General features: G+C 71.4%; 20 protein-coding genes. 4 read left to right on the forward strand and 16 right to left on the reverse strand.

The window, feature by feature from the left end; translation table 11 throughout:
• Window positions 1-47: 47 nt before the first annotated feature.
• The 3 genes from ACGFIQ_RS28665 to ACGFIQ_RS28675 are packed head-to-tail and all read right to left on the reverse strand — an operon-like array spanning window position 48 to window position 2039.
• Window positions 48-698, reverse strand: coding sequence for a DUF3618 domain-containing protein (locus ACGFIQ_RS28665; protein ID WP_393248586.1), 651 nt, complete (start codon window positions 696-698; stop codon window positions 48-50).
• A complete protein-coding gene (locus ACGFIQ_RS28670) occupies window positions 695-1162 on the reverse strand; it encodes a phage holin family protein (RefSeq protein WP_357076997.1) in 468 nt (155 codons plus the stop codon). The genes ACGFIQ_RS28665 and ACGFIQ_RS28670 overlap by 4 nt, the downstream gene beginning before the upstream one ends.
• 31 nt (window positions 1163-1193) lie before the next feature.
• A complete protein-coding gene (locus ACGFIQ_RS28675) occupies window positions 1194-2039 on the reverse strand; it encodes a hypothetical protein (RefSeq protein WP_393248587.1) in 846 nt (281 codons plus the stop codon).
• 229 nt (window positions 2040-2268) lie between these two features.
• Between ACGFIQ_RS28675 and ACGFIQ_RS28680 the strand changes: the two genes are divergently transcribed.
• Together ACGFIQ_RS28680 and ACGFIQ_RS28685 are read left to right on the forward strand one after the other, a co-directional pair.
• Window positions 2269-2760, forward strand: a complete 492-nt coding sequence (locus ACGFIQ_RS28680) for a DUF4383 domain-containing protein (protein ID WP_393248588.1) — start codon at window positions 2269-2271, stop codon at window positions 2758-2760.
• 66 nt (window positions 2761-2826) lie between these two features.
• A complete protein-coding gene (locus tag ACGFIQ_RS28685; protein WP_393248589.1) occupies window positions 2827-3486 on the forward strand; it encodes a DUF6766 family protein in 660 nt (219 codons plus the stop codon).
• A 4-nt stretch (window positions 3487-3490) separates the two neighbouring features.
• On the opposite strand, the gene ACGFIQ_RS28690 is transcribed toward ACGFIQ_RS28685, so the two are convergent.
• The 11 genes from ACGFIQ_RS28690 to ACGFIQ_RS28740 form a co-directional block, all read right to left on the reverse strand.
• Window positions 3491-3940 carry a GNAT family N-acetyltransferase gene (locus ACGFIQ_RS28690; protein ID WP_393248590.1) on the reverse strand — a complete coding sequence of 150 codons (450 nt, stop codon included), beginning with the start codon at window positions 3938-3940 and terminating at the stop codon, window positions 3491-3493.
• Window positions 3941-4010: 70 nt separating this feature from the next.
• Window positions 4011-5489: a GTPase ObgE gene (obgE, locus tag ACGFIQ_RS28695; RefSeq protein ID WP_393248591.1), complete on the reverse strand. Its 1479-nt coding sequence runs from the start codon at window positions 5487-5489 to the stop codon at window positions 4011-4013.
• A gap of 97 nt (window positions 5490-5586) precedes the next feature.
• Entirely contained in the window at window positions 5587-5841 is a 255-nt protein-coding gene (rpmA, locus tag ACGFIQ_RS28700) for a 50S ribosomal protein L27 (protein ID WP_074313740.1), read from the reverse strand.
• 11 nt (window positions 5842-5852) lie between these two features.
• The gene (gene rplU, locus ACGFIQ_RS28705; protein ID WP_007464063.1) at window positions 5853-6167 is read right to left on the reverse strand and encodes a 50S ribosomal protein L21; all 315 of its coding nucleotides are present in this window, start codon (window positions 6165-6167) and stop codon (window positions 5853-5855) included.
• A 211-nt stretch (window positions 6168-6378) separates the two neighbouring features.
• Window positions 6379-6861 carry a hypothetical protein gene (locus ACGFIQ_RS28710; protein ID WP_393248592.1) on the reverse strand — a complete coding sequence of 161 codons (483 nt, stop codon included), beginning with the start codon at window positions 6859-6861 and terminating at the stop codon, window positions 6379-6381.
• Window positions 6862-6979: 118 nt separating this feature from the next.
• Window positions 6980-10057 (reverse strand): Rne/Rng family ribonuclease, encoded by a 3078-nt coding sequence (locus ACGFIQ_RS28715; RefSeq protein ID WP_393248593.1) that lies wholly within the window; start codon window positions 10055-10057, stop codon window positions 6980-6982.
• Between the two features lie 131 nt (window positions 10058-10188).
• Window positions 10189-11001 (reverse strand): TIGR03936 family radical SAM-associated protein, encoded by an 813-nt coding sequence (locus tag ACGFIQ_RS28720; RefSeq protein WP_393248594.1) that lies wholly within the window; start codon window positions 10999-11001, stop codon window positions 10189-10191.
• A gap of 148 nt (window positions 11002-11149) precedes the next feature.
• Entirely contained in the window at window positions 11150-12592 is a 1443-nt protein-coding gene (mycP, locus tag ACGFIQ_RS28725) for a type VII secretion-associated serine protease mycosin (protein WP_393248595.1), read from the reverse strand.
• A 10-nt stretch (window positions 12593-12602) separates the two neighbouring features.
• Window positions 12603-14054: a WXG100 family type VII secretion target gene (locus ACGFIQ_RS28730; protein WP_393248596.1), complete on the reverse strand. Its 1452-nt coding sequence runs from the start codon at window positions 14052-14054 to the stop codon at window positions 12603-12605.
• A 10-nt stretch (window positions 14055-14064) separates the two neighbouring features.
• Window positions 14065-14505: a hypothetical protein gene (locus tag ACGFIQ_RS28735; RefSeq protein ID WP_393248597.1), complete on the reverse strand. Its 441-nt coding sequence runs from the start codon at window positions 14503-14505 to the stop codon at window positions 14065-14067.
• Window positions 14506-14775: 270 nt separating this feature from the next.
• The gene (locus ACGFIQ_RS28740; protein ID WP_393248598.1) at window positions 14776-16848 is read right to left on the reverse strand and encodes a TIGR03960 family B12-binding radical SAM protein; all 2073 of its coding nucleotides are present in this window, start codon (window positions 16846-16848) and stop codon (window positions 14776-14778) included.
• Between the two features lie 78 nt (window positions 16849-16926).
• Here ACGFIQ_RS28740 and ACGFIQ_RS28745 point away from each other — a divergent pair, with 78 nt between their 5' ends.
• Window positions 16927-18360, forward strand: coding sequence for a hypothetical protein (locus ACGFIQ_RS28745; protein ID WP_393248599.1), 1434 nt, complete (start codon window positions 16927-16929; stop codon window positions 18358-18360).
• 96 nt (window positions 18361-18456) lie between these two features.
• Here the strand turns inward: ACGFIQ_RS28745 and ACGFIQ_RS28750 are convergent, their stop codons facing one another.
• Together ACGFIQ_RS28750 and ileS are read right to left on the reverse strand one after the other, a co-directional pair.
• Window positions 18457-19143 (reverse strand): lysophospholipid acyltransferase family protein, encoded by a 687-nt coding sequence (locus tag ACGFIQ_RS28750; RefSeq protein ID WP_393248600.1) that lies wholly within the window; start codon window positions 19141-19143, stop codon window positions 18457-18459.
• Between the two features lie 96 nt (window positions 19144-19239).
• Window positions 19240-22386: an isoleucine--tRNA ligase gene (ileS, locus tag ACGFIQ_RS28755; protein ID WP_393248601.1), complete on the reverse strand. Its 3147-nt coding sequence runs from the start codon at window positions 22384-22386 to the stop codon at window positions 19240-19242.
• Window positions 22387-22719: 333 nt separating this feature from the next.
• Between ileS and ACGFIQ_RS28760 the strand changes: the two genes are divergently transcribed.
• Entirely contained in the window at window positions 22720-23877 is a 1158-nt protein-coding gene (locus tag ACGFIQ_RS28760) for an acyltransferase family protein (RefSeq protein ID WP_393248602.1), read from the forward strand.
• The last annotated feature ends 59 nt before the right edge of the window (window positions 23878-23936 follow it).

Raw genomic sequence — 23936 nt, forward strand, 5'->3', positions numbered from 1 at the left:
ACCGGGATGGTGGCCGCGAGCTGTCGTCGGGGTTCGTGCGGGTGGAGTTAGGGGCTGACCTGGTGTCGGGCCTGCTGGGCCTGGTCCTTGACGTCGGACGCGGCCGACCTGGTGTCGTCCTTGACCGCGTGCACGGCGTCCTGAGCGGTGGACCGCACCGACTGGGCGGCCTGCTGGGCGGGCTCACGCAGCTCTTCCTTGAGCTCGTTGGCCACCTCCCCCAGCTTCTCCTTCACCGCGCCACTGTGCTCGCCGACCCGCTCCTTGAGCTGCGTCGCGGCCTGCTGCTCGCGGTGGGAGGCCGGGATCAGCGACGACGCCAACCAGCCGACCCCAAACGCGATCAGACCGGCGGCGAGAGGGTTGCCCTGGGACTTCTGCCGGATCACCCGCGGCGCGCTGTGCGCGGCGTCGCTGACGGAGGTCGCCGCCGAGTGCGCGGCGTCGCTGACGCTGGAGGCCGCCGACGAGGCGCGGTCGCCCACCGAGTGGGCGGCCTGACCGGTGCCGTGGCCGAGGTCAGACGCGGTTCCCATGACCTTGTCCCTCACATTCTGCAGAGCGGAACGGGCCCGCTGCTTGCGGTCGTCGACGATGCGGCTGGGGCTGACCTTGTACGCCAGGGCGTCCACATCGGAGCTGAGGCTGTTTCGGGTGGCTTCGATCTCCCGGCGGATCTGTTCGGGATCGGTGCTCATCGGGTGACTCCCTCCGGGTGCGGCTTGAGCGCGTCGGGAATCCGCTGCACGCTGTCGTTCGTCTGCTTGAGCCCGCGTACGTGCTGGGCGTTCTTCTTCGCCATCGAGTAGAGAACGGCGGCGACGGCGGCCCAGATGACGGCCACGATCAGCGCGGCCAGACCGGAGTCCATGACGTTGTCCAGGAACTGCCACACGGCGATGGACACGAAGAGCGCCACCATGTAGCCGCCGAAGCCGGCACCGCCGAAGAGCCCGGCGGCCTTGCCGGCCTTCTTGCCCTCCTGGCGGATCTCGGCCTTGGCCAGCTCGACCTCCTGGCGCATCAGCGTCGACAGGTCACTTGTCACCTGACGCATCAGCTCACCGATGGAGCTGCCCTTCACCTCCGCCGCCGTGTGCGGAGCACCCGCGTCGGGGTGGTAACCGGAGCCCAGGCCGGGCCCCTGCGTCGGCATGCTCATGCCGTCGCCTCCCTTCGGACGAGTCGGCGGCTCACGGGCGGGTGCTGCCGCTGGACGGCACGCCCGGCAGCGGGTCGGTCTGCTGCACCGGCGGCAGCGGCTGCCCGGTGCCGGAGTGCTCCGGGTAGCCGCCCCCGTTGGGGTCGGCGTAGCCGCCGGGCGCCGGGGCGGCGTAGCTGCCGGGCGTCGGGGCGGCGTAGCCGCCGGACGTCGGCTCGGTGTGCGTGCCGGGCGTCGGGTCGAGGTAGCCGCCCGGCGGTACGGCGTCCGGCACCGCACGGGGCGCCGGCGGCTGCGTCGGGATCACGGCGGTCTGCTCCGGGTCGTACGCCCCGGCACCCCGATAGGTCGAGGTGCCGTTGCCGGAGTCGTCGCCGGCAGCGGAGATGCCACGGGTGAGCCGGCCGGCCAACACGCCGAGAACGGCCGCGCCGACCAAGAAGGTGCCCGGGTTGCGCCGCGCGTAGTCGCGTACCTCGGTGAGCAGGTCGCCCGGTTCGCGCTGCTCGAGCCAGCCGGCGACGCCGTGCACCCGGTCGGCGGCCTGGCGGGCCAGCTCGGTCACCGGACCGGCCTGGCCGCCCTGCTCGGCCATCGAGCGCATCTCGTCGGCCAGCGACCGCAGCCCACCGGCCGCCCGGCGCTGCTGCTCACCGGTCTGGCTGGCGAGTTGGGTGCGGGCCTCGCCGTACAGGTTGCGCGCCTGCCGGGCCGCCTCACGGCCGACCTCGGTGCCCTGCTCCTTGGCGGTCTGGGCGACCGCGCCGCCGGCCTGCGCGGCCTCGGCGCCGACCTGGCGGGCCTGGTCACGGACGCCGCCGCCGTTCGTCGACGCCTGCCCGTACGTGGAAGACGTGGGTGAAAGATCGTAAGACATGATGTCCCTTCCGCTCAGAAAGTCGTCGCGGTTGTGCTGGGGGATGCGGTGGTGTCGCCACAGCCGCTGACAAACCCCCTACCCTGCGTTTCGGCTTCCATACCTCTTCGCGCATTTCTCTGCGGGGGTGGCCGGATCGACTTCAAAATGGAGGATCGTCGGGCTGCGTCATGTCGCCGCCGCGGACAGTGCGGTTCGCGAGGCTGGCAGATCCACGGAGGGGGCAGCGATGGCACGAGGCGTGCGAGGTGGCCGACCGGCGGGCCCCCGACCCCGGGTGCAGGTGGCCGCGCTGGTCGTGGCGGGGGTCTTCCTGCTGATCGGCATCCTCGGCTTCGTTCCCGGCGTCACCACCGACTACGGGGAGCTGAGATTCGCCGGGCACCACTCGGACGCGCGGCTGCTCGGGCTGTTCCAGGTGTCGATCCTGCACAACGCGGTGCACCTGCTGTTCGGGTTGGCCGGCCTGGTGCTGGCCCGCAGCGTCGCCGGCGCCCGCGTGTTCCTGGCCGCCGGCGGCGCGATCTACCTCGCGCTCTGGCTGTACGGCCTGGGCATCGAGGCCGTCGACGCAGAGAGCGGGGCGAACATCCTGCCGGTCAACGACGCCGACAACTGGCTGCATCTCGCACTCGGCTTCGGGATGCTCGCGCTCGGGCTGTTGCTGTCGAACCAGGCGGGCACCGGCGGGCGCCTGGACAACCCGGCCGACCGGCACTGACCTGGAGATTCGGGGTTTCGCGGTCGCGCGCACCGGGGTAAGTCGATCAGCGAAGGAGGTACGACCATGCCTCGTTGGCTACGTGACAACGCACTGACCGTCGCCATGCTGGGTGCGTTCCTGGTCTTCCTGGTGCTGCAGAGCGTCTTCGGCTGGCAGACCCACAACGAGGAGCTGACCGAGTTCGGGGCCGCGCCACTGAGCTGGCCGGCGTACCTGACAAGTGGGCACTTCGTCGAGTCGGTCTTCGAGAACTGGGAGTCGGAGTTCCTCCAGATGGGCGGGTACGTGCTGCTCACCGCGCATCTGGTGCAGCGGGGCTCGGCCGAGTCGAAGCCGGTGGACCAGACCGACCGGCCGGAGGACGACGAGCGGCGGGCGACCCCGCAGTCACCCTGGCCGGTGCGCGTCGGCGGCCTCCCACTGGTGATCTACCGCAACAGCCTCTCCCTCGCGCTGCTGCTGATCTTCGCCGGTTCGTTCGTCGGTCACCTGCTCGGCGGCACCGCGGCTTACAACCAGGAGCAGGCGCTGCAGAGCGGGGCGCCACCGATCGGCGTGTGGGAGTTCCTCGGCACCAGCGACTTCTGGTTCCAGTCCATGCAGAACTGGCAGAGCGAGTTCCTCGCCGTCGGAGCGCTGATCCTGCTGAGCATCGTCCTTCGCCAGCACGCCTCGCCCGAGTCGAAGCCGGTGACCGTCGCGCACGCCACCACCGGCGCCTGAGCTGTCAGGCCGCGACCGGCAGTCGCTTGGCGAAGCAGATGCTGTACGGGTTGCCCACGTACTCGCCGTAGACCGGAATCTGGTGGTAGCCACACGACGTGTACAACGCGATCGCCGCCGGCCGGTAGGTGCCCGTCTCCAGGCAGACCACCGAGTGCCCCTGCCGGAACGCGCACTCCTCCAGCGCGGCCAGCAGTTGCCGGGCGATCCCCCGCCCCCGGTACGCGGGCCGGACGTACATCCGCTTGATCTCGCCGGTCTCGGCATCGATCGTCTGGAGCCCGCCACAGGCGACCGCCCGACCGTTCACCACCGCCGCCAGGTAGCGGACGTCGTCGTGGGGGACGAAGACCTGCCCGTCCAATCCGCCATCGGCCGCACGCAGCTCACGTTGCTGCGCGATGACCAAAGCGGCGATCTCCGGATCGGTGGCGGGCCGAGACTCGATCAACATCACCCCACGCTAGGACTGGTGGATTTCGCGAAGGTTTCCGGAAATCAACCCGATCACGGAGCGCAACGGACTACTCGGCGTCGTCATCGTTGTCATCGTCGAGGTCGTCGAGGTCGTCGGACGAGTCCGCGCCCACCTCGTCCGCCGACCGCACCCGGCGGGCCTTGCGGGCGGCGAGCCGGTCCGCCGCGGAGAGCCGGTTCGACTTCTCCTCCAGGCGGACGTCGGTGCCCCGGTTGCCGGGCACGAAATCGACGCCGGCGTAGAGCGTCGGTTGCCAGTCGAACTCGCGCTCACCGATCCGGACCAGGTCACCGGGCTCCGCACCGGCCTTGGCCAGCTTGTCCTCCACGCCGAGCCGGGCCAGCCGGTCGGCGAGGTAGCCGACCGCCTCGTCGTTGTCGAAGTTGGTCTGCTTGACCCAGCGCTCCGGCCGGACACCACGAACGGTGAACGAGCCGTCCGCCTCGGTCCTGATGGTGAAGCCGTCGTCGTCCACCGCGATCGGACGGATCACGATCCGGGTCGGCTCGGCCGGAGGCGCGGCCTTGCGTTCCGCCTCGACCAGCTCGGCCATCGCGTAGGTGAGCTCCTTGAGCCCCTCGCGGGTGGCCGCGGAAACCTCGAACACCCGGTAGCCGCGCTCCTCCAGGTCGGGGCGCACGATCTCGGCGAGGTCCCGCCCGTCCGGCACGTCGACCTTGTTCACGGCCACCAGCCGGGGGCGGTCGGCCAGCCCGCCGTACTGGCTCAGCTCGGCCTCGATGGCGTCGATGTCGGCCACCGGGTCGCGGCCGGGCTCCAGGGTCGCCGAGTCGATGACGTGCACCAGCACCGCGCACCGCTCGATGTGCCGCAGGAACTCCAGGCCCAGCCCCTTGCCGTTGGCCGCGCCGGGGATCAGACCCGGCACGTCGGCGACGGTGAAGGTGTGGTTGTCCATCCGGACCACGCCGAGGTTGGGCACGAGGGTGGTGAACGGATAGTCGGCGATCTTCGGCTTCGCGGCGGAGATCACCGAGATCAGCGACGACTTGCCGGCCGACGGGAAGCCCACCAGGCCCACGTCGGCGACGCTCTTCAGCTCCAGCACGATGTCCAGTTGGTCACCGGGCTCACCCAGCTCGGCGAAGCCCGGCGCCTTGCGCTTGGCGTTGGCCAGCGACGCGTTGCCCCGCCCGCCGCGCCCGCCCCGGGCCACCTCGAAGGTGGTGCCGGCGCCGACCATGTCGGCCAGCACGGTGCCGTCGGTGGTCTGCACCACGGTGCCGTTGGGCACCTTCAGCACGAGGGTGCGGCCGTTGGCCCCGTCCCGGTTCGACCCGGCGCCGCCCTTGCCGTTGTCGGCCTTGACGTGCGGGTGGAAGTGGAAGTCGAGCAGGGTGGTGACCTGCGGGTCGACCACCAGGGACACGCTGCCGCCGTGCCCGCCGTTACCGCCGTCCGGCCCGCCGAAGGGCTTGAACTTCTCGCGGTGGATCGAGACACAGCCGTGCCCGCCATCGCCGGCCTGCAGATGCAGAACGACCCGGTCAACGAACGTTGCCACGGCGTCAATCCTTCCAGCGAGGTCCGACCCCGCACTGCGTGAAAAAGGCTAAGCGGGCCGGGACCCGGAGGTCCGCGGCCCGCTTGAGCGAAGAGAACTACTGCTGCGGAACGATGCTGACGGTCTTACGACCGCGCTTGGTGCCGAAGAGGACCGCACCGGCGGACAGCGCGAACAGCGTGTCGTCGCCGCCACGGCCGACCAGGTCACCGGGGTGGAACTTGGTGCCACGCTGCCGGATGAGGATCTCACCGGCGCTGACGACCTGACCACCGAAGCGCTTCACGCCAAGTCGCTGGGCCGCGGAGTCACGACCGTTACGCGAGCTGGACGCACCCTTTTTGTGAGCCATTGGAGGACGACCTACTTCCCGCTGGAGATGCCGGTCACCTTGACCTGGGTCAACGGCTGGCGGTGACCCTGGCGCTTGTGGTAGCCGGTCTTGTTCTTGAACTTGTGGATCCGGATCTTCGGGCCCTTGGTGTGCGCGGCGATTTCGCCGGACACCGCGACCTCGGCAAGCTTCGCCGCGTCGGTCACCAGGTCGTCACCGTCGACGAGGAGCACCGCGGTGAGCTTCACCGCGTCACCGGGGGCACCGGTGAGCTTCTCGACCTCGATCACGTCGCCCTCGGCGACCTTGTACTGCTTGCCGCCGGTCTTGACGATCGCGTACATCGGAGGCGGACTCCCTGTCGTTGAGGCTGCTGGCGGTCGTCCCCGCGGCGGCTCGCCGGGTAGCAGTGCACGGCGGCGCGGGCACACGGGAACTCGGCACACCAAAGGTGGGCCGCAGGCAAGAGTACGCCATCGCCGGCCCGGACCCCAAACCGGCCCGTCGTAGGGCCTGTTTCATCGGGACTGGCCGCCCTGACGAAACAGGCCCTGGTCAGCGCGCGCAGAGCTGATCGAGGCGCTGCTGGAGCCTGTCGAGTTCGGTCTCGTCGATCGACTCGACGTCGGCACCGAGCGCGGCGACCTCGGCGCCCAGGTCGGTGAGCAGAGTCTTGAGCTGCGGATCGGTGGCCCGCTCCGACTGCTTGCGCAGCTCGGTCCGCCAGCCGGCCAGCGCCGCCTCGGCCCGTCCGCGAGCGGCCTCGGCGGTGCCGCTGTCTCCGGCCCCGATCGCCGCGACCATCCGGCCCAGCTCCGCCACGTACGTGCGGACGGCGGTGGTGCTGGCCTGTTGGGCGGCGGCGCAGACCTCCGTGGCGCCCCCCGCCGCGCCACCACTGGCCGGCAGGGCGGACGGGTCACCGGCGCTTTCGGTGGCCACACCGGTCGGCCCGACGCCCACCGGCCGGCCGGTGTCACACCCCGCCGTGCCCAAGAGCACGGTGACCAGTGCGGTGACGGCAAGCAGACGACGCATCTTCTTCTCCTGACCCGGGACGGCCGACTCTGGGCCGGGGTGGCAGCGACGGCGAGGTCCCTTCCCCGTCACTTTGCCGGGGAAGGGACCTCGCCAAACACGTGGCCGGTCAGGGGGGTCAGGGGCGGGTCCGTCGACGGGCGCCACCCCGGCGGGAACGGCGGCGGCCGGTACCACCCTCGGTGGTGTCCTCGTCGCCCTCACCGTCGGCGAGCGCGTCCGGGTCGTCCGCCGCGGCCAGCCGAGCCGACTCCCCCTGCTGACTGTCGGAGATCGCCGGCGCGGCGGCGGTGTCCGACTCGTAGCGCGACAGGTCGTAGCCCATCGTGTCCTGGTAGTCGGCGTCCGGTTCGGCGCTGGTGTCGATGTCGGTGTCGGTGTCGACGATCTCGACCGCGGCCCGCTCGACCGGGGCGTTCTTGCGTGCCCGGCGCCGGGACGAGGCGGTGCCCTGCTCGGCGGCCGGGGCGGCGGCCACCGACGAGGCGACGGCCTTGACCTTCTCCCCGGCACCGGCCGGGCGTGCCTTCTCCGGCACCGGCTCGGTGTGCATGATCACACCCCGACCCTTGCAGCACTCGCAGGTCTCGCTGAACGCCTCCAGCAGACCCGCGCCGATCCGCTTGCGGGTCATCTGCACCAGACCGAGCGAGGTGATCTCGGTGACCTGGTGCTTGGTGCGGTCGCGGCCCAGGCACTCGGTGAGTCGGCGCAGCACCAGCTCGCGGTTCGACTCGAGCACCATGTCGATGAAGTCGATCACCACGATGCCGCCGATGTCCCGCAACCGGAGCTGACGGACGATCTCCTCCGCCGCCTCCAGGTTGTTGCGGGTGACGGTCTCCTCCAGGTTGCCCCCGGAGCCGGTGTACTTGCCGGTGTTGACGTCCACCACCGTCATCGCCTCGGTACGGTCGATCACCAGCGAGCCACCGGAGGGCAGGAAGACCTTGCGGTCCAGGCCCTTGATGATCTGCTCGTCGATCCGGTACTCGGCGAAGACGTCGCTCGTGCCGACGTGCCGACGCACCCGGTCGACCAGATCCGGCGAGACGTGCGACAGGTACGACTCGACGATGTCGTACGACTGCTCGCCCTCGATCACCAGCTCGCGGAAGTCCTCGTTGAACAGGTCCCGGACCACCCGGATGACCAGGTCCGGCTCCCCGTAGAGCAGCGCCGGGGCGCCACCCTCGGCGGCCTTGGCCTGGATGTCCTCCCACTGCGCCTGGAGCCGCTTGACGTCACGGGCCAGCTCGTCCTCGGTGGCGCCCTCGGCGGCCGTCCGGACGATCACGCCCGCGCCGTCCGGGACCAGCTTCTTGAGCACGTCCCGCAGCCGCTTGCGCTCGTTGTCCGGCAGCTTGCGGCTGATCCCGGACGCGTTGCCGTTGGGCACGTAGACCAGGTGCCGGCCGGAGAGCGCGATGTGGCTGGTCAGCCGCGCGCCCTTGTGCCCGATCGGGTCCTTGGTGACCTGGACCAGCACCGAGTCGCCGGAGCGCAGCGCCTGCTCGATCGAGCGGGCCCGCCCCTCCAGACCGGAGGTGTCCCAGTTGACCTCGCCGGCGTACAGCACTGCGTTGCGGCCCCGGCCGACGTCGACGAACGCCGCCTCCATGCTGGGCAGCACGTTCTGCACCTTGCCCAGGTACACGTTGCCGGCCATCGTGCCGGAGGAGTTGCGGGTGACGTAGTGCTCGACGAGCACCCCGTCCTCCAGGACGGCGATCTGGGTGCGGTCACCGCGTTGGCGAACCGCCATCACCCGGTTGACCGCCTCCCGGCGCGCCAGGAACTCCGACTCGCTGAGGATCGGCGGCCGTGTACGCCGCTGCTCCCGACCGTCGCGGCGGCGCTGGCGCTTGGCCTCCAACCGGGTCGAACCGGACACGCCCTGCACCTCGTCGACGGTCCGACGCGGCTCGCGGATCTTGACCACGGTCGGTACGCCGTCGTCGGCGGCACCCTCCGTGTCGCCCGCTCCCCGGCGACGACGACGCCGGCGGCGACGGGTCAGGCCGTCACCGCCCTCGGACTCCTCGTCCTCGTCACCCTCGGCCTCGACCTCGGCGGTCTCCTCCTCGTCGGCCTGCGCGGCCTCCTCGGAATCCTCGTCCTCGGCGTCGTCGGCCCCGCCCTTGCCCCGACCCCGGCCCCGACGACCACGCCGGCGGCGACGGCGCGCGGCGGCGCTGTCCTCGTCGTCCTCATCCGCCTCGGCGGCCTCGTCGGCCTCCTCGGTCGGCTCCTCCTCGGCCTCGATCGCCTCGACCGGCTCCACCGGCTCGGCCTCACGGCGACCACGCCGACGGCGGCGGGACGGCTCCGCGGCCTCCTCCACCGCCGGCTCCTCGGCGACGGGAGCGGGCTCGACCGGCCGGGTCACCGGCACGGCGTCCGGCTGGGGTGCCATGAACAGCACGGTGGGCGCGGAGAGGGCGGCCCGCCGACGACGCGTACGCGGCTGCTCCGGCTCGACCTCGGCCGGCTCGTTCGGCTCAGCTGTCACACCGGAGACGGCGACACCTGGTGACACCTCACCGGAGCTGGTCCAGGGCGACTCGGGCGCGGTCGGGGTGTCGGTCAGCTCGGCCTCGGCCTCGCGCAGATCGGACTCCGCCGGCTCCTCGGCGACGACCGGCGGCTCGGCGGCCGACTCCTCGGCGACCGGCTCGTCGATCGCGACCGGCTCCGCGGCGACCGGCTCCTCGATCGCGGGCGGCTCCTCGACGGCGGCCGGGGTGGCCTTCTTGCGCCGGGTGCGGGTCACCTTCACCGGTGGAACCACGTCGGCCGAGGCCGACTCCGCGGAGGCGGCCACGAGCGGCTCCTCGGCGGTCGTCTCGACCGGGGTGGCCTTGCGGCGGCGCCGGGGGGTTTTGGGGGCGACGTCCTGGTCGCCGGAGATCGGGGCGAAGACCTCCGCCTGCGGCGACTCGGCACTGCCGGTCTCGCCGGTGGACGCCTCAGCCGGCGCGTCGGTCTGCTCCGGCTGGCTCAGCGGGGCGGCCCGCCGGCGGGTCGACCGGGTGCGTCGTGCCGGCGCGGCGGGCTCGGCGCTCTCCGCGCCACCCGGGTCCACCGACGCCGAACCGACAGCGGTGGCGCCGTCGGCCGTGGTGCTCTGGTCGGCGGTTTCCCCGGCCGGCTGTGAACCGGTCCGTTCGCCGCCCTCGGGCTCGTTCTCGAGCATGGACGTTCTCCAGTTCTGGCTGCCCCGGGCGCGGGTGAGCGCTGCCACGCAGGGTCGCCGCAAAAGTGTTTCCGCCGGGCGCGCGTGGTGCGCGACCGCCGAAGTCTGCCTGCCAGAGCACGGACCGTCGGTCAGTGCCCAACGATGGCTGCCCCGTCGCGGTCCGCATCCAACGGATCCACGATCGCTCCCTGCGCGGTCAACGTGCCCTGAGCCAGCCGGGTCACCCTCGGCGAAACCGGCGGCTCCAGGTCGGCCACCACGCGGAGGCCGGAAAGGACGTCATCGGGCCGTACGGACGGGGTGACCTGCCGCACGACCAGTTCGAGTATCGCACACGGTACGGCCGGCACCCCGGAAGGCGTCGGCGTTGGCACGAGGACATCGACGGATATCACCGCGGCGCGGGCGTCGAAGGTGCGTCGACCCTGCTTGGTCATCCGCTCGACCAGCACCTCGTCCGCGGCGAGGAAGGCGTCCACCGCGCCACGGAGCACAGCGGTCTCCACCTCGGGCAACTCGATGTGCCAGTGCGACGCCTCGATCCGGTCCGGCAGGTTGCCGCCCTCGGCGATCACGGCGTCCAACACGTCCAGCCCCGGCGAGAGCGCGGCGTCCAACGCGGCCCGCAGTTGCTCCGGGTCGACCGCCGCCTGGAGAGCGATCTCCAGATACTCCGCCTCGCTCGCCACCCCGGTGGGCGCGGCACTGGCGTAGGAGATCTTCGGGTGCGGGTGGAAGCCCTGGGAGAAGGCGACCGGCACGGCGGCCCGGCGCAGCGCGCGCTCGAACGCCCGGGCGAAGTCCCGGTGCGAGGTGAACCGCAGCGGTCCGCGCTTGGCGTACCGGATGCGGACGCGCTGGACGACCGGTGCCTGGCCGCCCTCGGGTTGAGGCTTTCTGGCGATCGTGGGCTCCTCGGGTGGACCTGCGTGTCCAACCATCCTGGCGCAGGGCCCGCGCCGGCCCGCACCCGGGGCGGTCGTCCCGCCCCGGCGAACCGGTCCAAACCGGTCGACACCGCGACGTTCACCTGCCGGAACGCCGATGGCCGGCCGGGCGACCCGAAGGTCATCCGGCCGGCCACCATGATCAGGACCGGTTGCCGCTCCCCGGTGGGGGCGGCGGCGGTGCGCCTCCCGGCGGGCCGTAACCCGGCGGCGCGTGGCCGGACGGTGGCGGGTATCCGCCGCTGGGCGGGGCGTACCCCGGGGGTGGCGGATAACCGGACGGCGGCGCGTAACCAGCGCCGGGTGGCGGGTAACCGGACGGCGGGGAGTAACCGGTGCCTGGTGGCCCGTATCCGCCGGGAGGCTCTTGGTCGAGCAGGTGCTCCGGGACGTTGGCCGCCAGGGCCGCCTCACGGCGGTACCGACGTCGGTTCCAGATCAGGAACACCGTCAGCCCCACCAGCAGCACCACCACCACCGCAACACCGATGCCGACCACCATGACCTGCTGGTCCGTGGGACCACCGCGGTCGCCGTGCTGGGTGACGTCAAACTCCTCGGCCGCGTCGGCAGTCCGGGTCGGCACCGGGTCGGCGGTCGCGGCGGGCGGGCCGAGCAGCGGGTTCGCGGTGACCGGCGGCACGTTCGCGCTCAGTGCGGCCACCGGGTCGATCAGGCCGAAGCCGTACTGCGGGTCGCGGCCGGCGGGACCGGAGTCCCGGGCGGTGCGGATGATCCGGTTGATCACGTTGGCGGCGTCGAGGTTCGGGTACTTCGATCGGACCAACGCGGCCAGACCGGAGACGATCGCCGTGGAGTCGGAGGTGCCGTCACCCCAGCCGTAGCCCTTGTCCCGGCCGGCGTTGTAGATGTCATCGCCGGGTGCGGCGACCACCGCCTCCGGGCCCTGGACCGAGCCGGACCAGAACCTGCCGCCGCGGGTCGTCCCGGTCACGGCGATCACGCCGGGGACGTTGGCGGGAGTATCGACCTTGACGCTGCCCTTGGCGGTGTTGCCGGCGGCCACCACGACGACGACGTCGCGCTCCAGGGCGTACCTGAGGGCGCTCTCCTCCTCGGGAGTGACGGCCGACGGCTTGCCCAGCGATATGTTGATCACCTTGGCGCCACCGTCGACGGCCATCCGGATGCCGAGGCTGACCGCCGCCTCGTCGTAACCCACATCGCCGGACACGTCCAGCTTGATGGGCATGATCTTGGCACCGGGAGCGACGCCCTCGACGCCGTCGGAGGTGGCGTTCGTCGACGCGATGATGCCGGCCATGTGCGTGCCGTGCCCCTGCGCGTCGGTCCGGCCGTCTCCGCTGCCGCCGTCGCTGCGGCCACCGGGGAGCACCTGGCCCTTCAGCTCCGGATGGTTGGCGTCCACGCCGCTGTCGATCACGGCCACGACCACGCCCCGCCCGGTGGACAGCTCGTGCGCCTGCTCGATCCGCAGCTCGTCCACATACCACTGCTCGGCCCGCCGGGGCGCGGCGACCGCCGGTTGGGCGGCCCCCACCACCAGGAGCCCCACCAGCAGGCAGGCCGCGGCCGGCCGGAGCGCTGCGACGTTCACCCTCATCCGTCCGTCCTCATCGCAGGATGCCCGGGGACGAGCCGTCACCGGGGCCCCACGGATCGTCGTCCTCAGTCAACCACGACGAGTGCTCGGAGCCCGTACCACCGCCCTGCCCGGCGCCACCCGCGCCGCCCATCATGCCGCCGCCCATCATGCCGGCACCGCCGATCCCGGCGCCGCCACGCGCGCCGCCCGCCATGCCGGGGCCGCCCGCACCGGCGGCGGCGCGCAGCGCGTTCGCCGCGCTCGTCATCGGCGGCACCTTGCCGTTGCCGCCACCCACCATGCCGGGGATGCTGCCCACGCCGATCCCGCCGGCCGCGCCCAGGCCACCACCGCCGGCCCCGATCCCGCCGGCGCCCACGCCACCGCCGAAACCACCGCCGGCCCCACCGAGACCGGCGCTGCCGAGACCGGTGCCGCCGTAACCGCCACCCACGCCGCCGATGCTGCTGGGCGCGGCACCGGCCAGGCCGGTGCTGTAGCCGTCGTCGACACCCGGATAACCCGATCCGGTGGACCCAGGGGTGAACGAGCCGGAGTCACCACCTGTGGATCCGGCACCGGACGGCGAGAACGGGCCGCCGACCGACGTCGGCCCACCGCTGAAGTCGGCGCCGCCGCCGGGCGGCCGGCTGCCGATGTCCGGGACGCCGCCGATGCCGCCACCACCACCGCCACCGCCGCCACCGATGTCAGATCGACTCTTCGGCGGTACGCGATCGTCGGGACGGTAGTCGTCCGAGACGGGCGAGGGCTCGTTGACCACCAGCTTGGGACGCTCGGTGTAGACGGCCTGGGGCAGCGGGGACATCGCGGTGTTGGCCGCCTGCTGGTTGTCCCGGTACCAGTTGTCGAGGTGGTCCTTGGTGTCCCACCAACCACCCCGCTTCTGGTCACCCGCCTGGCCGTCGACCTTCATGGTCGCCTCCAGGTCGTCGGCCTTGTCGCGGAACGCGCCGTCGGCGTACGACCCGGGGTTGCTCTGGTAGTCCTTGCGCAGCGCGGCGAGGAAACCCGACGCGCTCTCGCCGTCGCGGGCGTCGTCGAGCTCGGTGCCGTTGGGCAGGCTCCACTCGTTGATGCCGAAGTCGTCCCCCAGTGGGACCGGGATCGAGGCGACCGCCGTGCGGATGTCCGTCTCGATCCGCGCCAACGCGCCGCTGACGTTCGTCGCATCGGTGATCAGATCCTCGATCTGCTTACCGATCTCGCCCAGGTGCTCGCGGTAGGCGTCACCGCCGCTGCCCTTCCAACCGGCGAGCATCCCGGGCAGGCCACCGACGTGCGGGCGTTCCTGACCCGTGGCGATGGGGCCGACGAACGATCGGCCGACGAGCGCGTCCCGCAGCTGCGTCAGGCCGGAGGAGAGGTTTCCCCACCCCTGCCCGACCGATCCGACCGTCTCCGGGTCCGCGGAGAGCGTCACCTCGCGGACGCACCGCTCCCAGGTTCCTCCAGCCATGACGTCCCCCTCAGGCCGTGTACGGGTAGGTGGGCGCGCCGCCGGCAGCGGGCGGCGGAGCCGCCGACTCGAGCAGCCGTTCGATCTCCTTGCCGTTGGCGCCGTTGCGCGCCTCGGTGTCACCGAATGCCTTGGCGATGTCCTCGGTGCCCTGCTTGAGTGAGGCGAGCCGCTGGGACAGCGTCTTGAGGTGCAACTCCATGTTGGCCGTCGACTTGGTCAGCGCCTGCCACTGCATGCGGGCGTCCTCGTACGCGCCGAAGGGGGTGCCGTTCGGGACGGCCTGGGCGTTGTTGCTGTCGCCCTTCATCCGCTCCTTGACGCGTTCCATCTCGTAGATGATGGTGTCGTCGACGTACTGCTTCAGCCGCTCGACGTACGCCGCCGCGGCGTTCAGGTCCTCGACGCTGACGTGTAGATCGCCGGTGTTCGGCGGCGGGATGGTCCCCATGAGCTTCCTCCCCCGTTACCGACCCGCCGGGTCGGTCCATGTCAGACGCAGCGTATCGACAGTGGCCCAGTCGGGGCAGCCCCGGTCGCCACCACGTCGCACCGACTCTCGTCGATGGCGGGGGACCGGCTTGATGACGGGCGGGACCGGCTGGTGGCGGGCGGGACCGGCTGGTGGCGCGCCGTGCGGCCCGACAGGTGCCGACGGGCCCGCGAGAACGCGGGCCCGTCGGGTGGAGTGTGGACGGTGGTGGGTCACCGCCGCGGGCGGTCAGGCCGGGTGGTCGCCGGCCGAGACCTGCACACCGTCGCCGGCCGGGACCCGCATGCCGTTGCCGCCCAGCGGGGTGAGCGGCAGCAGCTTCTTGCCGGTGGGGCCGATCTGGATCTCGGTGTCCATCGAAGGGCAGACACCGCAGTCGAAGCAGGGCGTCCACCGGCAGTCGTCCTGCTCGAACTCGCTGACCGAGTCCTGCCAGTCCTGCCAGAGCCAGTCCTTGTCCAGGCCGGAGTCGAGGTGGTCCCAGGGGAGGACCTCCAACTCCTCGCGCTGCCGGGTCGTGTACCAGTCGAGGTCGACCCCGAACGCGGGCAGCGTCTCGGCCGCCGCGTCCACCCAGCGCTGGTAGGAGAAGTGCTCGCTCCACCCGTCGAACCGGCCGCCGTTCTCCCAGACCTTGCGGATCACCGAGCCGACCCGGCGGTCACCCCGGGATAGCAGCCCCTCGATCAGCGACGGCTCGCCGTCGTGGTAGCGGTAGCCGATGGCCCGGCCCAGCGAACGGTCCGCGTTGATCGCCTGCTTGAGGATCTTGAGGCGGTGGTCGATGACCTCCGGACGCTCCATCGCGGCCCACTGGAACGGGGTGTGCGGCTTCGGCACGAACCCGCCGATGGAGACCGTGCAGCGGATGTCCTTGGAACCGGTGGCGGCACGACCGGCCCGGATCACCTCGTGGGCCATCTCCGCGATCTCGAGGACGTCCTCGTCGGTCTCGGTGGGCAGACCGCACATGAAGTAGAGCTTCACCTGCCGCCAGCCGTTGGTGTACGCGGTGACGACCGTGCGGATCAGGTCTTCCTTCGACACCATCTTGTTGATGACCTTGCGGATCCGCTCCGACCCGCCCTCCGGAGCAAAGGTCAGGCCGGTCCGCCGACCGTTGCGGGACAACTCCTGCGCGAGGTCGATGTTGAACGCGTCGACCCGGGTCGACGGCAGCGACAGCGAGACGTTGGTGCCCTCGTACTGCTGGGCGAGGCCCGAGCACATGTCGCCGATCTCGGAGTGGTCGGCCGAGGAGAGCGACAGCAGGCCCACCTCGTTGAAGCCGGAGAACTCCAGGCCCTCGCGGACCATCTGCCCGACCGTGGTGATCGACCGCTCCCGCACCGGACGGGTGATCATGCCCGCCTGGCAGAACCGGCAACCCCGGGTGCAACCCCGGAAGATCTCCACCGCGTACCGCTCGTGCACCGTCTCGGCCAGCGGCACGAGGGGCTTCTTCGGGTACGGCCAGGCGTCCAGGTCCATCGTCGTGCGCTTGTGCACCCGGAACGGCACGTCCGCCCGGTTTGGCACGACCCGCTGGATCCGCCCGTCCGGAAGGTAGTCGACGTCGTAGAAGCGCGGCACGTAGACGCTCTCGGTGCGCGCCAGCCGCAGCAGCAGCTCGTCGCGGCCCCCCGGGGAGCCCTCGGCCTTCCACTCCCGGACGATCGCGGTGATCTCCAGGACCGCTTCCTCGCCGTCGCCGAGCACCGCGGCGTCGATGAAGTCGGCGATCGGCTCCGGGTTGAACGCGGCGTGTCCGCCGGCCACGATCACCGGGTCGGCGTCGGTGCGGTCGACGGCCAGCATCGGGATGCCGGCCAGGTCGATCGCGGTGAGCATGTTGGTGTAACCCAGCTCGGTGGAGAAGGAGATGCCGAACACGTCGAAGTCGCGGACGGCGCGGTGCGCGTCGACGGTGAACTGCGGCACGCCGTGCGTGCGCATCAGCGTCTCCAGGTCCGGCCAGACCGCGTACGTCCGCTCGGCGAGGGTGTCGGGCAGCTCGTTGAGCACCTCGTAGAGGATCTGCACGCCCTGGTTGGGCAGGCCCACCTCGTACGCGTCGGGATACATCAGCGCCCAGCGCACGGTCGCCGCGGCCCAGTCCTTGGTCACCGCACCCAGCTCGCCCCCGACGTACTGGATGGGCTTGGAAACCTGGGGCAGCAGCGGCTCGAGCTGGGACCAGACGGACGGCTCAAGGTCACGGCTCGGCGTCAGGGACGCCGAGCTGGAGTCGTCGCGAGAGTTGGTCGCGGCCGCACGCGGCGTCGTGGACGGGGCACTCATGATGCCCAAGGGTACGCGCCCGCCTGGCGGTGGCGACGCGGTACTAACCTCGGACCGGCGTGAGAGGAGATTGCCGCGATGCCCGAGCCCCAGCCGGGAGCACGGCCGGCCGACGGGAACACCCCCGGCTCGGCGCCGGACCGGGATCCGGCGTCGGCCGACAAGCCGGCCTCCCCACCCGTACCGCCGGACCAGCCGGACCCGCCGACCCAGCCGGAAGCATCGGACCAGCCGGCACCGCCCGACCAGCCGGCAGCGTCCGACCAGCCGGCACCGTCGAACCAGCCGGCACCACCGGCACCGTCGGCAGCGTCGGACCAGCCGGAAGCGTCGGACCAGCCGGACCCGCCGGCAGCGTCGGACCAGCCGGCAACGTCGGACCAGCCGGCACCGCCGACGCAGCCCCAGTCTCCGGATCAGCCGGCGGCCTCGGGCCGGTCCGAGCCCGCCACCACCGCGGAGACCCCCGCGCCCAGGTGGAGCGGTTCGGCGCCGGTGCCGCCCCCGCTGCCGCGCCGACGGGTGTGGGGCGAGTCTGCCGAGCCGACCCCGCCGCCCGCGCCGGTGGGGCCGCCGGAGCACCAGACGCCTGTCGACCCGTGGGCCGGCGTGGACACCGGCGGCTGGGACCTGCCCTCCGCCGAGCTGCCGCCGTTTCCCCACCTGCCCCCGACGATGCCGCATCCGACACCGCCGGCGACCCGGCAGTGGCCCAGCCAACCCACTCGCTCGGTCGGGTCGCACCCGGTGTCTCCGGCGGCCGCCCCGAGGCCACCACGGGCCACCGAGCCGAGGATGCCGACCCGGCCGATGTCGCCGCCGCCCGCGCCGCCACCCACGCCGGCGCCCCGGGTGCCGAAGCAGCGCCGGGGCAAGCGGTCCGCCACCCCACAGGTGGCGCCACCGGCGGGGCCGCCGCCGGGCTGGCAGGCACCCAAGGGGTACGTGCCGGTGCCGGTCCGCAAACGTCGCCGCTGGCCCTGGCTTCTGCTGCTCACCCTGGCCTGCTGCTGCGGCTGCCCCGCCTACTACGGGTTCCCGATCTCGGCCCAGTACCCGGTGCAGGCCGCCCTCCCCGCCCAGGTGGACGATCTGAGCCTGCGTCAGGACAACCGCAGTGCGGAGGCCGCCCGGCAGTTGGAGAACGAGGTACGCAACGAGCACCTGCTGGCCGAGGACACCTTCGCCGGTGTCTACTCCACCTCGGGGGGCAAGCAGGTGACGGTGTTCGGCGGCACGGGTTTTCGGCTGAGCCCGGAGTCGGACGCGGAGGCCGAGATCAGCCGGCTCACCGACCGTTACACCCTGGACACCCCGGAGAGCGTGGACACCGGCGTGCGGGGCCGGCACGAGCGCTGCGCGGTCGGCCAGTCCGATGGCGGTGACGTGGTGGTCTGCACCTCGGTCGACCACGGCAGCATCGCCACCGGGGTGTTCACCCGGCTCTCCCTGGCCGACAGCGCCGCCCTGCTGGCCACCCTGCGCGCGCAGATCATCCAGCCCAAGGGCTGACCCCGGCCCACCCAGCGGCTGACCCCGGCCCACCCAGCATCGATCAAGGAGGCTCCCGCCCCACGAGGGCGGTGGACTTCTTGATCAACCAGGGGGTCAGGCCTTGGTCGGGTCCGGGTGGGCGCGCGGCGGGGCGTAACGGGGGACGTACTCCTGGCCGGTGAGCTTCTGGATCTCGCTCATCATCTCGTCTGTCATCTGCCGCAACGAGGTGCGGTCGGTCGGCCGTCCGGCCAGGTCGATCGGCTTGCCGAACCGAATGATGATCTTGGCAACGCCGGGCCGGGGCACCCGCGCGCCGATCGGCTGCGCCTTGTCCGTGCCGATCATGCCGACCGGGATGATCGGCACGCCGGTCGTGGTCGCCAGCCGAACCGTGCCGGTCCGCCCCCGGTAGAGCCTGCCGTCCGGCGAGCGGGTGCCCTCCGGGTAGACCACCACCAGGTCACCGTTCTTGAGCACCGGGATCGCCGCGTCGAACGCGGACAGCGCGGCCCGACCGCCGCCCCGCTCCACCGGGATGGCACCCAGGCCGGTGAGGACGAACTTGGAGATCGCGCCCTTCACACCGGTGCCCGTGAAATACTCCGACTTCGCCCAGAACGCCAGGTGCCGGGGCACGACAGTGCCGAGGAACAGCTCGTCAGCCACCGACAGGTGGTTGCCGGCGAAGATCGCGCCGCCGGTGGCCGGCACGTTTTCCAGCCCCTCCACGGTCGGGCGGAACGCCAACCGCAGCGTGGGCCCCACGGCGAGCTTGCCGATGGTGTAGAGCAGGGGCACTGGTCCTCCGGCAGGTCAGGTGCGAACAGGCGGTGTCACGGTAGCGGACGCCCGTACACCTCACGGACGGAGGTGTACGGGCGTCCGTAGCAGCAGCTACACCCGGCGGACGGAGACCGTCACCCGGTCGCCCTCGCCGACCTCGCCGGCGAAACCGTCGACGCCCTCGGCGAAGTCCACCGAGTCGGCAAGCACCTCCCGGGACACGAAGTCGAGGTACCCGGCCACCGCCGCGCGTACCTCGTCGGACGCCGACACCGACACCACGATCCGGTCCGAGACGTCCAGGTCGGCGTCCCGGCGGGCCTGCTGCACGACACGCACCACGTCCCGGGCCAGCCCCTCGGCGGCCAACTCGGGGGTGACCTCGGTGTCCAGCACCACCACGCCCTCACCGCCGGGCAGTGGCGCGGAGTTCTCCGCGTCGGCGGCGACCAGTCGCAGCTCGTACTCGCCCTCGGCGAGGGTGACGCCGGCGGCCACCGGGGCGCCGTCGACAAGCTCCCAGTCCCCCGCCTTGACCGCCTTGATCACCTGCTGCACCTGCTTGCCGACCCGCGGGCCGAGCGCCCGGGGCACCACAGTCAACACCTGCTCGCAGTACGCGGACAGTTCCGCGCTGAACTCCACGGCCTTCACGTTGACCTCGTCGGTGACCAGGTCGGCGAACGGCCGCAACTGCTCCGCCGCCGGCGAGGCCACGGTCAGCTTGGACAGCGGCAGCCGCACCCGCAGACCCTTGGCCTTGCGCAGCGACAGCGCCGCCGAGGCGACCGCCCGGGTGGCATCCATCGCGGCGACCAGGTCGTGGTCGGCCGGGAACTCGGTCGCCTCCGGCCAGTCGGTCAGGTGCACCGACCGCTCCCCGGTCAGCCCACGCCAGATCTCCTCCGCGGTCAGCGGCGCGAGCGGCGCCACCACCCGGCAGAGCGTCTCCAGCACGGTCCAGAGCGTGTCGAAGGCGTTGACGTCACCGGACCAGAACCGGTCCCGGGAGCGGCGCACGTACCAGTTGGTCAGCGCGTCCAGGTAGGACCGGACGGTGGCGCAGGCGCCGGAGATGTCGTACGCGTCCATCTGCGCGCCGACCGTGGCCACCAACTCGTTGGTCTTCGCCAGGATGTACCTGTCGAGCAGGTGCGTCGAGTCGGTGCGACGACTCGCCTGGTGCCCGTCGGCGTTGGCGTAGAGCGTGAAGAAGTACCAGACGTTCCACAGCGGCAGCAGCACCTGCCGGACGGCGTCACGGATGCCGGCCTCGGTGACCGCCATGTCGCCGCCGCGCAACACCGGCGAGGACATCAGCATCCACCGCATCGCGTCCGAGCCGTACGCGTCGAAGACGTGGTAGACGTCCGGATAGTTGCGCAGGCTCTTGGACATCTTGCGCCCGTCCGAGCCGAGCAGGATGCCGTGGCTCAGGCAGTTGCGGAACGCCGGCCTGTCGAACAGCGCGGTGGCCAGCACGTGCATCGTGTAGAACCAGCCGCGGGTCTGCCCGATGTACTCGACGATGAAGTCACCCGGGTAGTGGTGCTCGAACCAGTCGGCGTTCTCGAACGGGTAGTGCACCTGGGCGAACGGCATCGACCCGGACTCGAACCAGCAGTCCAGCACCTCCGGCACCCGGCGCATCATCGACTGACCTGTCGGGTCGTCCGGGTTGGGGCGGACCAGGTCGTCCACCGCCGGCCGGTGCAGGTCGGTCAGGCGTACGCCGAAGTCCCGCTCGATGTCGGCCAGCGAGCCGTACACGTCCAGGCGCGGGTAGTTCGGGTCGTCGGACTTCCACGCCGGGATCGGCGAACCCCAGAACCGGTTGCGGCTGATCGACCAGTCCCGGGCGTTGGCCAGCCACTTGCCGAACGAGCCGTCCTTGATGTGCCCGGGCGTCCAGTTGATCTCCTGGTTCAGCTCGACCATCCGGTCCCGGAACTGCGTCACCGCGACGAACCACGACGACACCGCCTTGTAGACCAGCGGGGTGTCGCAGCGCCAGCAGTGCGGGTACGAGTGGGTGTAGGTGTCCTGCCGGAGCACCACCCCCCGGTCCTTCAGCTCCCGGATCACCGGCTTGTTGACGTCGAAGACCTGCTCACCCTGGTACGGCGGGACCAGCGCGGTGAACCGGGTGTGGTCGTCCACCGTGACGATGGTGGGGATGCCGGCGGCGTTGCAGACGTTCTGGTCGTCCTCACCGAAGGCCGGGGCCAGGTGCACGATCCCGGTGCCGTCCTCGGTGGTGACGAACTCCGCGCCGAGCACCTGGTAGGCGTTGTCCCCGGCCTGCTCGACGAGGAAGTCGAACAGCGGCGTGTAGCGGCGCCCGACCAGGTCCCGGCCGTACACCGTGCCGACCTGCTCGTAACCGTCCAGCTCCTTGGCGTACGCGGCCAGCCGCGCCGCGCCGACCACGAACCGCTCCCCGTCGCGTTCCAGCACCGCGTACTCGATGTCCGGGCCGACGGCGAGCGCCAGGTTCGACGGCAGGGTCCACGGCGTGGTGGTCCAGACGCCCAGCCTGACCGGCCCGCTCACCAACTCGGGGGCGGACTCGTCGGCGGTCAGCCCGAACCACACCGTCAGGGTCGGGTCGTGCCGGTCGCGGTAGACGTCGTCCATCCGGGTCTCGGTGTTCGACAGCGGCGTCTCGCAGCGCCAGCAGTACGCCAGCACCCGGAAGCCCTCGTAGATCAGACCCTTGTCGTGCAGGGTCTTGAAGGCCCACATGACGCTTTCCATGTAGTCCAGGTCGAGGGTCTTGTAGTCGTTGGTGAAGTCGACCCAGCGGGCCTGCCGGTTGATGTAGCGCTCCCAGTCCTGGGTGAACTCCAGCACCGAGGTGCGGCAGGCCTCGTTGAACCGGGCCACGCCCAGATCGATGATCTCCGCCTTGCTGGTGATGCCGAGCTGCTTCTCGGCCACCACCTCGGCGGGCAGACCGTGGCAGTCCCAGCCGAAGCGCCGCTCGACGTGCCGCCCGCGCATGGTCTGGTAGCGGGGCACCACGTCCTTGACGTACCCGGTGAACAGGTGACCGTAGTGCGGCAGACCGTTGGCGAACGGCGGACCGTCGTAGAAGACGTACTCGTTCTTACCGTCCGTGCCGGCGGGACGGGCCTCGACGCTGGCCTCGAAGGTCTTGTCGGCCGTCCAGTGCTCCAGCACCCGGCGCTCGACCGCGGGCAGGTCCGGGCTCGCCGGGACACCGGCGGCGGTCGGGTCGTGCAACGGATAGGCCATCGGGGGTTGCTCTCCTCGCAGCTCACTCATCGGTGGGTCTGCGAGGACGAGCTTCTCCGGGTACGCCTCGACGACGCTCCCGGGTGGCCCGCGGTACCACCCCGCTTGACGGTCAGGATCGACCGCCCGCTCGTTGACCGGCTGTGACGGGCCGCACCCGTCCGGTTCTACTGAGCCGGTTGCCCGGCCGTTCTTCCGGAGGCTCGCCGGTGATGGCCGGGTCATCGCCTTTCGGTGCTCAACGATACAAGACTGACCTGCCACCCCGCCGCCGAGTGATCCCGCACGTGAACGCGCCTTGACCGCGGTGTGGCGCTCGCGCAAACTTCGCCGGTGCGTTCGCTTCGGTACGACGAGTTCCAGGCCATGCGCCGGTTCCCCGCCCTGGACGGGCTGCGGGCGGTCGCCGCGATCATGGTCTTCGCCTTCCACTACGGCGGCCCGTCGTGGAAGTGGTTGACCGGGTGGATCGGCGTACACCTGTTCTTCGTGCTCTCCGGCTTTCTGATCACGACCTTGCTGCTGCGCGAGGAGCACCGGTACGGCACAGTCTCGCTGCGGGCGTTCTACCTGCGGCGGTTCTTCCGGATCATGCCGGTCTACCTGCTGGTGCTCTTCCTGACCTGGGCGCTGGCCCGGCTCAACGGCACCGGCGAAGCGGTCGAGCGCCTGATGGCGTACTACCTGCTCCTGCTCAACGACTTCATGCCCCCGAATGCCCCCTACCTGCACTCCTGGACGATCGGGATCGAGCAGAAGTTCTACCTGTTCTGGCCGGCCATCGCGTTCGTGCTGGTGACCGCCGTCTTCCGCCGCCGGCTGGCGGTCACCGCCGGTCTGATCGTGCTCCTGATCGCGATGATCCCGCCGGACATCGCCTGGCTGAGCTGGCCGATCCACTACGTGGCCATCCTGTTCGGCTGCCTGGTCGCGGTGGTCATGCACCACCCCCGGGGCTTCGCCGTGTTCCAGCCGCTGACCCACCCGGTGACGGCTACCGCGGTGATCGTGCTCTTCGTCGCGTTCCACTGGACCGTGCAGTACTGGCCGGTCCGGTTCGGGCCGGAGGCGCTGATCGGCACCTACGCCGCCGGTGCCGCCGTGCTGCTGCCGGCTCTGCTCTCGCGCAGCGTGCTCGCCCGTGGGCTGGGGCTGCGTCCGCTGGTCTTCGTCGGCGAGCGGTCGTACTCGATGTATCTGATCCAGTCCATCGCGGCATGGGCCGCGATCGGACTCCTGCCGGCGCTGGGGCGACGCAGCACCGGCGTCTTCCTGGGCGCCGTGGTGGTGGCGCTGATCGCCGCGGACGTGCTCTACCGCTGGGTCGAACTGCCCATGATCGAGATCGGCCGCCGGTTGGCCGCCCGGGTGAGCCGGCGCGGGCCGAGCGGCGGTGACGGCACGACGTCGACCGCGCCCGCCACCGAGGACGTCCAGATCCCCCGCCCGGGTGCGGTGCTGGCCGACACCGCCCCGGCGGCGCGCGGCTGACCCCCTCCCGGTCGCCCCGGCGGGCATGAGCGGGGTCACACCGTCGGTTTGTCACGACC

The sequence above is a fragment of the Micromonospora sp. NPDC048898 genome, from assembly GCF_043198035.1.
Lineage (GTDB): Bacteria > Actinomycetota > Actinomycetes > Mycobacteriales > Micromonosporaceae > Micromonospora.

What these genes read in the sequence shown, in the direction of transcription:
- ACGFIQ_RS28665 (WP_393248586.1), bottom strand. Translation starts at nt 698, where the DNA reads ATGAGCACCGATCCCGAACAGATCCGCCGGGAGATCGAAGCCACCCGA.
- ACGFIQ_RS28670 (WP_357076997.1), bottom strand. Translation starts at nt 1,162, where the DNA reads ATGAGCATGCCGACGCAGGGGCCCGGCCTGGGCTCCGGTTACCACCCC.
- ACGFIQ_RS28675 (WP_393248587.1), bottom strand. Translation starts at nt 2,039, where the DNA reads ATGTCTTACGATCTTTCACCCACGTCTTCCACGTACGGGCAGGCGTCG.
- ACGFIQ_RS28680 (WP_393248588.1), top strand. Translation starts at nt 2,269, where the DNA reads ATGGCACGAGGCGTGCGAGGTGGCCGACCGGCGGGCCCCCGACCCCGG.
- ACGFIQ_RS28685 (WP_393248589.1), top strand. Translation starts at nt 2,827, where the DNA reads ATGCCTCGTTGGCTACGTGACAACGCACTGACCGTCGCCATGCTGGGT.
- ACGFIQ_RS28690 (WP_393248590.1), bottom strand. Translation starts at nt 3,940, where the DNA reads ATGTTGATCGAGTCTCGGCCCGCCACCGATCCGGAGATCGCCGCTTTG.
- rpmA (WP_074313740.1), bottom strand. Translation starts at nt 5,841, where the DNA reads ATGGCTCACAAAAAGGGTGCGTCCAGCTCGCGTAACGGTCGTGACTCC.
- rplU (WP_007464063.1), bottom strand. Translation starts at nt 6,167, where the DNA reads ATGTACGCGATCGTCAAGACCGGCGGCAAGCAGTACAAGGTCGCCGAG.
- ACGFIQ_RS28710 (WP_393248592.1), bottom strand. Translation starts at nt 6,861, where the DNA reads ATGCGTCGTCTGCTTGCCGTCACCGCACTGGTCACCGTGCTCTTGGGC.
- ACGFIQ_RS28715 (WP_393248593.1), bottom strand. Translation starts at nt 10,057, where the DNA reads ATGCTCGAGAACGAGCCCGAGGGCGGCGAACGGACCGGTTCACAGCCG.
- ACGFIQ_RS28720 (WP_393248594.1), bottom strand. Translation starts at nt 11,001, where the DNA reads ATGGTTGGACACGCAGGTCCACCCGAGGAGCCCACGATCGCCAGAAAG.
- mycP (WP_393248595.1), bottom strand. Translation starts at nt 12,592, where the DNA reads ATGAGGGTGAACGTCGCAGCGCTCCGGCCGGCCGCGGCCTGCCTGCTG.
- ACGFIQ_RS28730 (WP_393248596.1), bottom strand. Translation starts at nt 14,054, where the DNA reads ATGGCTGGAGGAACCTGGGAGCGGTGCGTCCGCGAGGTGACGCTCTCC.
- ACGFIQ_RS28735 (WP_393248597.1), bottom strand. Translation starts at nt 14,505, where the DNA reads ATGGGGACCATCCCGCCGCCGAACACCGGCGATCTACACGTCAGCGTC.
- ACGFIQ_RS28740 (WP_393248598.1), bottom strand. Translation starts at nt 16,848, where the DNA reads ATGAGTGCCCCGTCCACGACGCCGCGTGCGGCCGCGACCAACTCTCGC.
- ACGFIQ_RS28745 (WP_393248599.1), top strand. Translation starts at nt 16,927, where the DNA reads ATGCCCGAGCCCCAGCCGGGAGCACGGCCGGCCGACGGGAACACCCCC.
- ileS (WP_393248601.1), bottom strand. Translation starts at nt 22,386, where the DNA reads ATGGCCTATCCGTTGCACGACCCGACCGCCGCCGGTGTCCCGGCGAGC.